Genomic DNA, 11020 nt, shown 5'->3' with positions numbered 1-11020 from the left:
TGTTGCAGTCGCGGGGGTTGAAAGCCGCAGGGGCGCAGGTCATGCTATTGTAATGACGCATAAGGACGACAGCATGAAAATGGATCTGACCGGCCAGCTTTTGGTGGCGATGCCCGGCATGGGGGATCCTCGGTTTGATCATTCGGTGATCTTTATCTGCTCGCATGATGACGAAGGCGCGATGGGGTTGATCGTCAATAAACCTGCCGCTGATCTGAAGCTTGGCGATGTGCTTGACCGGCTCAGCGATGTGGACATGGACGATGTGTCCGGTCTGGGGGTGCATGTGGGCGGCCCCGTCGAGACAGAGCGCGGCTTTGTCCTGCACAGCGCCGAATACCGGTCCGTGATGCAGACGACGGATATCGCGGACGGGGTGGCGATGACCGCGACGCTGGACATCCTTGAAGACATAGCCCGCGGCAAGGGGCCGCGTCGGGCGATGTTGATGCTGGGCTATGCCGGTTGGGCCGCGGGCCAGCTAGAGGCTGAGATTGCCCAGAACGGTTGGCTGACCTGCCAAGGCGATAGCGCTATCCTCTTCGATCTGCCCGATGCGCGCAAATGGGAAGCGGCGCTGACCTCTATCGGGGTGGACCCTCTGGGGCTCAGCGCGACAGCAGGGCGCGCCTGACTTGCGAGGATCTGCGGGGCAAAAGCCCTAACGCGGTGCCGCCGCTCGGCGCAAACGGTCATTGATGGCACGGCCCAGACCGGTTTCAGGGATCGGGGCCACCGCAATCGGCTTTCGCAGCCGGTCAAGCGCGTGCAGCCGGTCAAACAGATGCGCCGCCGCTTCCACCAGATCGCCACTGGCCGATAGGGTCAGGTCATCCGGCCCGCTCCCGCTTGCCGCGCCAAAGCCAAGGTAAACCTCTCCATCCGTCGCCGCTTGGGCGTTCAGACGCACGCTGGCATGGGGCGCGTAGTGAGAGGCGAGCTGACCGGGGGCGATAATCTCTGCCCCGTCGGCCACATCCAGCGGTGCGCCAAGAGCGGCCTCTATCGCCTCCGACGGCAGCCCGCCTGCGCGCAGCAACGTGGGGCGGGGCTGGTTCAGGCCGATGATGGTGCTTTCCAGGCCCACCGTGCAGGGGCCGTCATCAACCACAGCGGCGATCCGCCCTTCCAGCCCCGACAGAACATGTTGCGCCGTCGTGGCGCTGATCTTGCCCGAGGGGTTGGCCGAGGGGGCCGCCACCGGACCGCCAAGCGCACGCAGAATGGCGCGGGCCGTGGGGTGCGCGGGCACGCGGATGCCGACGCTGTCCAGCCCCGCCGTCACCAGCGACGATAGCCCGTGCCCGTCGGCCAAAGGCAGCACGAGTGTCATCGGACCGGGCCAGAAGGCGCTTGCCAAAATCTCGACGGTGTCGGACCAGCGCCCGTAGCGCCGCGCTTGGTCCACATCGGCGACATGGATGATCAGCGGGTTGAAGCTGGGCCGCCCCTTGGCCTCGTAGATGCCCGCCACCGCCGTCCCGTTTCGCGCATCCGCCCCCAGACCATAGACCGTTTCAGTCGGCAGCGCGACCAATGCGCCTTGCTGCAGCAGGGTGGCGGCGCGGGAAATGCCGGAAGGGTCGGCTGGAAGAATCTCGGTCATTGGCTTCTCTCACGGGGGATGACGCCGCGTTTTGGGTTGCGGTGTGCAGGCTTGAGCGACATTCTCGCCGCAACAGCCCGGAGTATCGCCTTGGGCTTATCAGGTCGCTGTTCGGTTTGCCAAGCAGACGAACGCGTTAATGGAGGAAAACTATGCCCTATCGCGCCCCTGTCGAAGATTTTGCCTTTCTGTTTGATCATGTCGTAGGGCTGGACGCTGTGCGTCAGACCGACCGCTTCGAGGACGCCAGCGAAGACGTCACCCGCGCGATCCTCGAAGAGGCGGGTAAGATGACCAATGACGTTCTGGCCCCGCTGCAACGCGCCGGCGACCAGACCCCCGCCAAGCTTGAAAACGGCGTCGTGCGTACCTCGCCCGGTTTCGCGGACGGGTTCAAGGCCGTGGCCGAAGGCGGCTGGATCGGCATGTCCGCCGACCCCGAATTCGGCGGCATGGGCCTGCCCATGACCCTCACGACCGCCGTCAACGAAATGATGAGCGGCGCCTGCCTGTCGCTGCAACTTGCCCCCTTGATGAGCCAGGGTCAGATCGAAGCGCTTGAGCATCACGCCAGCGACGCGATCAAGGAGCTGTACCTGCCCAAGCTGATCAGCGGCGAATGGACCGGCACGATGAACCTGACTGAACCGCAAGCGGGGTCGGACGTGGGGGCACTGGCGACCAAGGCCGAAGACAATGGCGACGGCACCTATGCGATCTCGGGTCAGAAGGTCTATATCACCTGGGGCGACAACGACTTTGGCGGCAACATCTGCCACCTTGTCCTGGCGCGTCTGCCCGGTGCGCCTGCGGGCACCAAAGGCATCAGCCTATTCCTCGTGCCGAAATACCTGCCCAATGACGACGGCAGCCTTGGCAATGCCAATAGCCTCAAGGTGGTGAGCCTTGAGCACAAGCTGGGGATTCACGGGTCTCCGACATGCGTGATGCAATACGACAAGGCGACCGGCTGGCTGGTCGGGCCCGAGCAGGGCGGCATGGCGGCGATGTTCACGATGATGAACAACGCGCGGCTTGGCGTCGGCGGGCAGGGCATCGGCATCGCCGAAGCGGCCTATCAGCACGCGCTGGCCTATGCGCTGGACCGTAAACAGGGCAAGACATCGCGCCCTGACGGCACCGGCACCATCGTGGACCACGCCGATGTGCGCCGCATGCTGATGACGATGAAGGCCGAAACCTTTGCCGCCCGCGCCATCGCGCTGTGCTGTGCCAAGGCCATCGACATGACGAACGCCACCGGTCAGGCCGAGTGGAAAGCCCGCGCGGCCTTCCTCACCCCGATCGCCAAGGCGTTTGGCACCGACACCGGCATGGCCGTCGCTGAAATGGGCGTTCAGGTCCACGGTGGCATGGGCTTTATCGAAGAAACCGGTGCCGCGCAGTACAGCCGCGATGTGCGGGTGACCGCCATTTACGAAGGCACCAATGGCATTCAGGCGATGGATCTGGTCGCGCGCAAGATGATGGACGGGGGCGAGGCCGCGAACCGTTTGCTGGACGAGATCGAGGCAGACGCCGAAGCCGCCCGCGACGTTTTTCCGAATATGACGGACGCCCTGTGGCAAGCCTCGGAAACCCTGCGCGAGGCGACCGACTGGCTGACCGAGCAATCGAACATGGACACGCGCTTTGCCGGAGCGGTGCCGTATCTGCGCGCCTTTGCACGGGTGCTTGGCGCGCATATGCACCTCAAGGCGGCGCTGGCCGATAAGGGCGGGCCGCGCGAAAAGCTGGCGCGCTTCTACATCCTGCGTCTGCTGCCGGAACATGTTGGCCTGCTGGCCCATGCCCAAGCGGGCGAGGCTGATCTTTTCGCGCTTTCTGCTGACGAACTGGCCGCCTGATGCCTGATACCGCACCCACCGGTTTGCGTTTCCCCTGGGAGACGCCGCCCGCCCATGATGCGGCGATAGAGGTCGCCCCCGGCGTGCTTTGGTTGCGTCTGCCGCTGCCGATGAAGCTGGATCACGTCAACGTCTATGCCTTTGACGAAGGCGACAGCTGGACGATCATCGACACGGGGTTCGCGTCGAAAAAGTCCAAGGCGCTGTGGACGGATCTGATCGCGGGGCCCTTGGGCGGCAAGCCGGTGTCGCGGGTGATCGTGACCCACCACCACCCCGATCACATCGGGTTGGCGGGCTGGTTCCAGACCGAACACGGGGCAGAGCTGGTGACGACGCGCACCGCGTGGTTGACCGCGCGGATGCTGACCCTTGACCCGCAAGAAGCACCGCCAGCCGAGACGCTGGCTTTCTACAAACTTTCGGGGATGGATGCCGCGCTGTACGAGAAACGCGCCTCCGAGCGGCCGTTCAACTTTGCCGACATCGTCTCGCCTCTGCCGCTTGGCTTTACGCGGATCAAACAGGGCGACGAGATCACCATCGGGGGGCGTGTGTTTGACGTGCATATGGGCAATGGCCACGCCCCCGAACACGCCACCTTCTGGAGCCGTGATGACAATCTGGTGATTGCAGGCGATCAGATCCTGTCGTCCATCAGCCCTAACGTCGGCGTCTATGCCACCGAACCCATGGCCGACCCCATCGGCGAATGGATCGAGGCCTGTGACCGTCTGTCATTGCTGGCGCGCGAGGATCATCTGGTGCTTGGCGGGCACAAGCTGCCCTTCACCGGTCTGCCCACCCGCATGCGCCAGTTGATCGAGAATCACCACAGCGCCCTGCGCCGTCTGGAAAAGGCGATTGCAGAGCCGAAATCGGCGTCTGAATGTTTCTCGACCCTGTTCAAGCGCAACATCGGCGAAGGCGAATACGGTCTGGCGCTGGTTGAAGCGGTCGCCCATCTCAGCCATCTTTACCAAACGGGCCGTGCCACACGCAGCTTGCGGGCGCTGGACGGGGCTTGGGTGTATCAATCAAAGGGCTGACCGATGGATAATGAGATCAAGACAGCGGCCGAGGCGATCGAGGCCGACGCGCTGCCGCGCCTCTACGAGGTGCATTCGGACCCCGACAGACGCAATGCCTCTGACCAGCCGGTGCCCAAGGGGATGACCCAAAAACCCGCCGCGCAGAAATCACCAGCGCAATGGGCCTACGAGCGGGTCGTGCTTTACCTTAGAAATTTCGAAGAGCAGCTGGATGGCGATCACGAGGTCGCGATGGGGTTCGCAGGCGGTGACGCCGGTGTGCTGCGGATCGAGGGTATGGGCTATTTCGATCCGGACATCGTGACCTTTTACGGCAAGGACAACGCCGGGGCACGGATGCAGCTGGTGCAGCATGTCACCCAGTTGAATGTCGCCCTGCGTGCGCTGCCCAAAGCGGTGCAGGAAGCCCCCGCGAATCGTATCGGTTTCCGCTTGGCGCAAGACCTTGAAACGCAAGAGCCGGCACAGACAGGCGAAAACACCTGATCCCGCGCATTTTGATGCCGTGACATAGGCAGATGAATACAGTATTCCCCAGTTCAAATCATACGCACGTTAAGACAAGGATCGCGCAAATGGCCAAACATGAACACGGCTCGATGGACACCAGCACGCACGAGAAGACTTTTGACAGCTTCATGAACTTCGTCAAATGGTCGTGCATCGTGATTATTGCCATTCTGGTCTTTATGGCGATCTTCGCGCGCTAAGGCGGGCAAACCTAACCGACAGGATATTTCTATGCGTGTTTGGATGGCTTTGGCCTGCGTCGGGCTGCTTGCGGCCTGTGCGAATGATACCGGGATTGATAACACACCGGCAGAAGTCGCGGCGGCCGCCTATGTGGCACCGGGGCCACGATCCATCACGTTGATGACGATGATCAACAACCGCACCGGCAGCGGCGGCCATACGGCGCTGGTGGTCAATGGCTCGCAGCAGGTGATCTTTGACCCCGCCGGTTCCTTCCGCGATCCGCGCGTGATCGAACGCGGCGACGTGCTTTACGGTATGACGCCCAAGTGGATTCAAGGCTACAAATCCTCGCACGCACGCAGCACCTACCATGTTGTCAGCCAGGAACTTCAGGTGACGGACGCGCAGGCGGAACAGATCTTGCAGCTTGTGATGTCGAACGGCACGGTAGCAGGGGCGTTCTGCGCCAATGCGACCTCGGGCATTCTGTCGCAGGTCCAAGGGTTCGAAAGCATCTCCAAGACCTTCTATCCGGCCAAGCTCAGCGAACAGTTCGCCAGCTTGCCCGGTGTCACGACGACACAATACTACGAGAATGACGATGGCGATGTGATCGACGCGGTGCAGGCGTCGCTTCTAGCCCAGTAACCAAAGCAGACTGTAAAGCGTTGCTGCACCGCTGATGATGGCGAGCAGCACGTTTTTGGTGATCACTCCGATTGTCAGGGCCGCAGCCGCTGCCGCCATGCGCGGCAGATCAAGCTGCCCGTCCGTGGCTGCGGGCCAGATCACCTGCGGGGCCACCAGCGCGGGCAGGATCGCCACCGCCGTGTAGCGCAGGTGCCGCAGCAGCCATGCGGGCATCTCGCGGTCGCCAACCAATCCGGTAAAGACAAAGCGCAGCCCGAAGCTGCCGATGCCAAGGGCGATGATCACGAACCAAAGTGTGCCGGTGTTGATATGATCCATTATACCGCGTCCTGTTCAGGGTGTTGGGGCTGGCGCCGTTCCAGCCAAAGCTCTGTCTGCGCACCGGCCATCATCCCCGCAAGCCCCGCGATGATCAGCCCCAGCGAATAGGGCACACCCGCCGTCAGCAGCCCCGCGACAGAGGCGACCAGCGCCGCGACCACATGGGCCGGCGTGCGGAACATCGGCGCGATCATGGCCAGAAAGGTGATCGGCAGCGCAAAGTCCAGCGCCCAGCTTTCGGGGATCTGTGCGCCCACCATCGCCCCCACCAGCGTGAACAAATACCACAGCGGCACAATCGGGGTCACACAGCCAAAGAAATACGCCATCCGCTGCGGAATCGTCATATCGGGCTGTTTTTCGTACTGCGCCATCGCGCAGACATAGGATTGATCGACCGTTAGATAAGCCGCCAGCGCGCGCTGCCACAGCGGGGCGGAGCCGATGTAAGGGGTCAGCGACGCGGAATACATCGCCATCCGCAGGTTCACCGCCAGCGCAGAGGCCAGCACGATCGCCGTCGGGGCATGTTCCTGCATCAGTTGCAACGCCGTGAACTGTGCTGCCCCCGCAATGACCACAACCGAAAAGGCGAGCGTTTCAAATACGTTCAATCCCGCCTCGGTGGCGAGGATGCCAAACAGCGACGCAAAGGGAATGATCACCAGAACAAAGGGTGCGGCGTCGGCAAGACCTTTTCGAAAGGCCGATTTCGTGGTGGTGATGGCCATGCGTTCCCCCTAGATTGCCGGGACATGCTTAACTGCCGCTTTGGGGGGATGCAATTGTCCGTCAAGACAGACACCGATGCTTATTTGATCGCACCGCAACCGGGTTTGCCGCGGCTGACCCGTGCTGTGACCGGGCGCGACCAAACAGGGGCAGAAACAACGATCAATGTGGTCGAGGAACGCCCGCTGACGATCTATCTGAACGCGCAGGAAATCGTCACCGCGATGACGATCGGCGATTACCCCGAATACCTCGCGCTTGGGTTCTTGCGCAATCAGGGCATGCTGCGCGACGGTGAGGATATCACTGGCGTCGACTATGACGAAGAGCTTGAGGTCGTCGTGGTCCGCACCGCCCGCAAAACCGATTACGAAGACAAGATGCGCAAAAAGACCCGTACCTCCGGCTGTGCGGTCGGTACGGTTTTCGGCGATATGATGGAGGGGCTGGAGGGCGTGATCCTGCCCACGACCCCGCTGCGGACCTCGTGGCTGTATGACCTTAGCGCGCAGATCAACCGCACGCCGAGCCTGTACCTGGAAGCCGGGGCGATTCACGGCACGGTGCTATGTCAGGGCAATCGCCCGCTGGTCTATATGGAAGACGTGGGTCGTCACAACGCGGTCGACAAGATCGCGGGCTGGATGCTTTCTGAAAAGGTCTCGGCCGAGGATAAGATCCTCTATACCACGGGGCGGCTAACGTCCGAGATGGTGATCAAGACCGCGATGATGGGCATCCCCGCGCTGGTCTCACGCTCCGGCTTTACCGCCTGGGGGGTAGAGATCGCGCAGCAGGTCGGGCTGACGCTGATCGGCCGGATGAAGGGCAAACGCTTTATGTGTCTGGCGGGCGAGGACCGTCTGATCCGTGACGCGGACCCCGACGGAATCGCGGATGAACCGAAACGATCTGGGCGAAAGGGCAGCGCATGAAACAGCCACTTGGGGTGATCCTTGCCGGTGGGCAGGCGACGCGGATGGGCGGCGGCGACAAGGGGCTGTTGCAGCTTGGCGGTCAAAGCGTGCTGGGTCATGTGATTGAACGGCTGACCCCGCAGGTGGATCGCGTCGCGTTGAATGCCAATGGTGATGCCGCGCGGTTTGCGGGGCTGAAGCTGCCGGTGTTGCCCGATAGTATCGACGGGTTCGCCGGTCCCCTTGCGGGCGTGCTGGCCGGACTGGATTGGGCCGCTGAACAAGGCGCGGATACCATCGTCACGGCGGCGGCAGACACGCCGTTCTTCCCCGGTGATCTGGTGCCGCAGCTGTTGCTGGCAAGCGAGGGGATGACCCATCCGCTGGTGCTTGCCGCCACGCCGGATGCCAAACGCGGCACCGCGCGGCATCCGACCTTTGGCCTCTGGCCCGTGGCACTGCGCGACGATCTGCGCGACGCCTTGCAAGGGGGGCTGCGCAAGGTCGTAATGTGGACCCAAACCCATGAGGGTCGCGAAGCGCTGTTCCCCCATGAGGACGCGTTCTTTAACATCAACACCCCCCAAGATCTGGCCCGCGCACAGGAGATGATATGAGAGTTTACGGCGTTGTCGGCTGGAAAAACGCAGGCAAAACGGGGCTGATGGAACGCCTCGTGACCGAAATCACGGGCCGCGGGTTTTCAGTGTCTACCGTGAAACATGCGCACCACAGTTTTGATGTGGATCATCCGGGCAAGGACAGCCACCGCCACCGTGTCGCTGGCGCGCGCGAGGTGCTGTTGGCCTCGCGCAACCGCTTTGCCCTCATGCATGAGCTGCAGGGCGAGGATGAACCGACGCTCGACGCGCTGCTGGCCAAGCTTGCGCCCGTCGATCTGGTGCTGGTCGAAGGCTACAAGCGCGACGGTCACGCCAAGGTCGAAGCGCATCGGGCCGAAACCGGCAACGCGCTGATCGCGCCGGAGGATCCGACGATCAAGGCGATTGCCAGCGACACCCCCATGACGTTGGATCGCCCCGTGTTCGATCTGAATGATACCAGCACCATCGCCGATTTCATTCTGGCCGAGGTGGGCTTGTGAGCCATTTCGACACGTTTGTTGTGGTCGATTGGTCCGGCGGTAATGACACCGGACCAACCCCGCGCAAAGATGCGATTTGGGCAGGGGTGTCGCGGGGAGGCATCTCGGACCCGCCTGTCTATCTGCGCAACCGGTCCGAGGCAGAGGCTTGGATCGCCGCGTTGATCGAAGCAGAGCTGGCGCAGGATCGCCGCCTGTTCATCGGATTCGATTTCCCCTTTGCCTACCCCAGCGGTTTTGCCGAGGCCCTGACGGGCAGCGAGGATCCCTTCGCCCTGTGGGAGTGGTTCGAGGCGCGGGTCGAAGACGCGCCAGACCGTAACAACCGTTTCGATCTGGTGGCAGAGATCAATCTGGGTCTGGGCGATGGCAGCGGCCCTTTCTGGGCCAACGGTCTGCCCAACCGCGATATCGCAGGGCTGCCGCGCACCAAAGCAGGCTACGCCAACCCGTTCCCCGACAAGCGCGCGGCGGAACAGCGTGCCAAGGGCAGTTTCACCTGCTGGCAAATGGCGGGGGCAGGGGCTGTCGGGTCGCAGGTGGTCATGGGGCTGCCTGTGCTGTCACGCCTGCGTGCTCGTTTTGCCGATCATGTTGCGGTCTGGCCGTTTGAAAGGTTGGATGCGCAGGTGGTCTTTGCCGAGATATGGCCGTCGCTCACCGTGGGGCCCGCCCCTGACAACAGGGTCAAGGATGCGTGGCAGGTGCAGGAGCTTGCGCGGCAGCTGGCCGCCGTCACCGCCGCCGATCTGGCGCAGATGCTGGATGTCGAGGCAGCGGAGGAGGGTTGGATTTTCGGTCTGGGGTTCGAACATCTGCTCAAGGCCCCGCCACCGCTGCGCAACGACTGTTTTGCCCTGCCGCCGGGCGTGCATTGGACGCCGGTGGACGAGGCGCTGGCGCAGCTGCGGGCACGGCTGCATCCGGTGACCCCTGTCGAAGACGTGCCTTTGGCTGCTGCCTTGGGGCGCATCGCCGCAGCGGATGTGCTGGCACGCCGCGCCAATCCGCCGCTGCCCAATACGGCTGTTGATGGCTATGGCTTTGCCGGCGGGCGCGCGGCCGGGGCCCATGTGATGCCGCTGGCCGAGGGACGCGCGGCGGCAGGCGACGCGCCGGGGGCGCTTGCCGAAGGGCAGGCGATGCGCGTGCTGACGGGGGCCGCGCTGCCAGAAGGCGTCGATACCGTGGTGCTACAAGAAGACGTGACCATCGATGGGCGCACACTGCGGTTTAACGGTCCGGTGAAACAGGGTGCCAATACCCGCAAAGCGGGGGAGGACGTGACAGCGGGTGCCGTGACCCTGCGTGCGGGACGACGGATCACAGCGGCGGATATCGCCTTGCTCGCGGCCACGGGGACGGCGTCTGTGTCGACCCATCGGCCGTTGCGCGTTGGCGTGCTATCGACAGGGGACGAGATCGTCGAGGCCGGTCAAACCGCGGCCGACGGGCAGATATTCGATGCGAACCGTCCGATGTTGCTGGGGTTGGTATCGCAGTTCGGCCATCAGGGCGTGGATCTGGGGCATGTGGGTGACGATCGCGCAGCTTTGCGCAGGCGGCTGGATGAGACGCAGGGACGTGTCGACGCGATCCTGACCAGCGGTGGTGCGTCGGCGGGGGATGAAGACCACGTGTCGGCCCTTTTGTCCGAGGCAGGGGCGCTTGACCTGTGGCGCATCGCGGTCAAACCGGGGCGGCCCTTAGCGCTTGGCATGTGGCAAGGCGCGCCGGTTTTTGGTCTGCCGGGCAACCCCGTGGCGGCTATGGTCTGCACCCTGATTTTCGCGCGCCCTGCGTTGGCGCGGCTGGCGGGGCAGGACTGGCCTGAACCGCAGGGGTTCGACGTGCCCGCAGATTTCAGCAAACGCAAGAAACCGGGGCGGCGCGAGTATCTGCGCGCGCGGATGCGCGACGGGCGGGTGCAGGTCTTTGCCTCTGAAGGGTCGGGGCGGATCAGCGGGCTGGCTTGGGCCGAAGGATTGGTGGAACTCCCGGACGCCGCGGCCGACATCCAGCCGGGCGATCTGGTGCGCTATATTCCCTATGGGTCTTTCGGGGTCACCTGA

At 63.4% G+C, this 11020-nt stretch carries 13 protein-coding genes; 10 read left to right on the top strand and 3 right to left on the bottom strand.

The window, feature by feature from the left end; translation table 11 throughout:
* Positions 1 to 73: 73 nt before the first annotated feature.
* The gene (locus ABM428_RS13115; protein WP_005849645.1) at positions 74 to 634 is read left to right on the top strand and encodes a YqgE/AlgH family protein; all 561 of its coding nucleotides are present in this window, start codon (positions 74 to 76) and stop codon (positions 632 to 634) included.
* Positions 635 to 661: 27 nt separating this feature from the next.
* On the opposite strand, the gene ABM428_RS13110 is transcribed toward ABM428_RS13115, so the two are convergent.
* Positions 662 to 1606: an L-threonylcarbamoyladenylate synthase gene (locus ABM428_RS13110; RefSeq protein WP_353628006.1), complete on the bottom strand. Its 945-nt coding sequence runs from the start codon at positions 1604 to 1606 to the stop codon at positions 662 to 664.
* Between the two features lie 152 nt (positions 1607 to 1758).
* On the opposite strand from ABM428_RS13110, the gene ABM428_RS13105 reads away from it, so the two are divergent.
* The 5 genes from ABM428_RS13105 to ABM428_RS13085 all read left to right on the top strand — a co-directional run bounded on the left by ABM428_RS13105 (position 1759) and on the right by ABM428_RS13085 (position 5870).
* Complete coding sequence (locus ABM428_RS13105) at positions 1759 to 3474, top strand: acyl-CoA dehydrogenase (protein WP_037966042.1); 1716 nt, start codon at positions 1759 to 1761, stop codon at positions 3472 to 3474.
* Positions 3474 to 4523, top strand: coding sequence for an MBL fold metallo-hydrolase (locus tag ABM428_RS13100; RefSeq protein WP_005849639.1), 1050 nt, complete (start codon positions 3474 to 3476; stop codon positions 4521 to 4523). Before ABM428_RS13105 ends, ABM428_RS13100 begins: the two co-directional genes overlap by 1 nt.
* 3 nt (positions 4524 to 4526) lie before the next feature.
* On the top strand, positions 4527 to 5012 hold the full coding sequence (locus ABM428_RS13095; protein WP_005849637.1) for a DUF6173 family protein: 486 nt from the start codon (positions 4527 to 4529) through the stop codon (positions 5010 to 5012).
* An 89-nt stretch (positions 5013 to 5101) separates the two neighbouring features.
* Positions 5102 to 5236 (top strand): aa3-type cytochrome c oxidase subunit IV, encoded by a 135-nt coding sequence (locus ABM428_RS13090; protein WP_005849635.1) that lies wholly within the window; start codon positions 5102 to 5104, stop codon positions 5234 to 5236.
* 31 nt (positions 5237 to 5267) lie between these two features.
* Positions 5268 to 5870 (top strand): hypothetical protein, encoded by a 603-nt coding sequence (locus ABM428_RS13085; protein WP_132997777.1) that lies wholly within the window; start codon positions 5268 to 5270, stop codon positions 5868 to 5870.
* On the opposite strand, the gene ABM428_RS13080 is transcribed toward ABM428_RS13085, so the two are convergent.
* Both ABM428_RS13080 and ABM428_RS13075 read right to left on the bottom strand, forming a co-directional pair.
* Positions 5859 to 6191 carry an AzlD domain-containing protein gene (locus ABM428_RS13080; RefSeq protein WP_009825231.1) on the bottom strand — a complete coding sequence of 111 codons (333 nt, stop codon included), beginning with the start codon at positions 6189 to 6191 and terminating at the stop codon, positions 5859 to 5861. The genes ABM428_RS13085 and ABM428_RS13080 overlap by 12 nt on opposite strands.
* Positions 6191 to 6925: an AzlC family ABC transporter permease gene (locus tag ABM428_RS13075; protein ID WP_005849629.1), complete on the bottom strand. Its 735-nt coding sequence runs from the start codon at positions 6923 to 6925 to the stop codon at positions 6191 to 6193. Before ABM428_RS13075 ends, ABM428_RS13080 begins: the two co-directional genes overlap by 1 nt.
* Before the next feature lie 48 nt (positions 6926 to 6973).
* Between ABM428_RS13075 and ABM428_RS13070 the strand changes: the two genes are divergently transcribed.
* The 4 genes from ABM428_RS13070 to glp are packed head-to-tail and all read left to right on the top strand — an operon-like array spanning position 6974 to position 11020.
* A complete protein-coding gene (locus ABM428_RS13070) occupies positions 6974 to 7861 on the top strand; it encodes a formate dehydrogenase accessory sulfurtransferase FdhD (protein WP_132997776.1) in 888 nt (295 codons plus the stop codon).
* Positions 7858 to 8460 (top strand): molybdenum cofactor guanylyltransferase MobA, encoded by a 603-nt coding sequence (mobA, locus tag ABM428_RS13065; protein WP_132997775.1) that lies wholly within the window; start codon positions 7858 to 7860, stop codon positions 8458 to 8460. Before ABM428_RS13070 ends, mobA begins: the two co-directional genes overlap by 4 nt.
* A complete protein-coding gene (gene mobB, locus ABM428_RS13060; RefSeq protein WP_005849624.1) occupies positions 8457 to 8948 on the top strand; it encodes a molybdopterin-guanine dinucleotide biosynthesis protein B in 492 nt (163 codons plus the stop codon). The genes mobA and mobB overlap by 4 nt, the downstream gene beginning before the upstream one ends.
* Positions 8945 to 11020 carry a gephyrin-like molybdotransferase Glp gene (gene glp, locus ABM428_RS13055; protein ID WP_353628005.1) on the top strand — a complete coding sequence of 692 codons (2076 nt, stop codon included), beginning with the start codon at positions 8945 to 8947 and terminating at the stop codon, positions 11018 to 11020. The genes mobB and glp overlap by 4 nt, the downstream gene beginning before the upstream one ends.

Origin of the sequence: Sulfitobacter sp. TCYB15, from assembly GCF_040435955.1 — a bacterium.
In the GTDB taxonomy this organism is placed as follows: domain Bacteria; phylum Pseudomonadota; class Alphaproteobacteria; order Rhodobacterales; family Rhodobacteraceae; genus Sulfitobacter; species Sulfitobacter pontiacus.
Note: the sequence above shows the minus strand (reverse complement) of the source record. Positions and strands in the feature narration are given on the sequence as shown.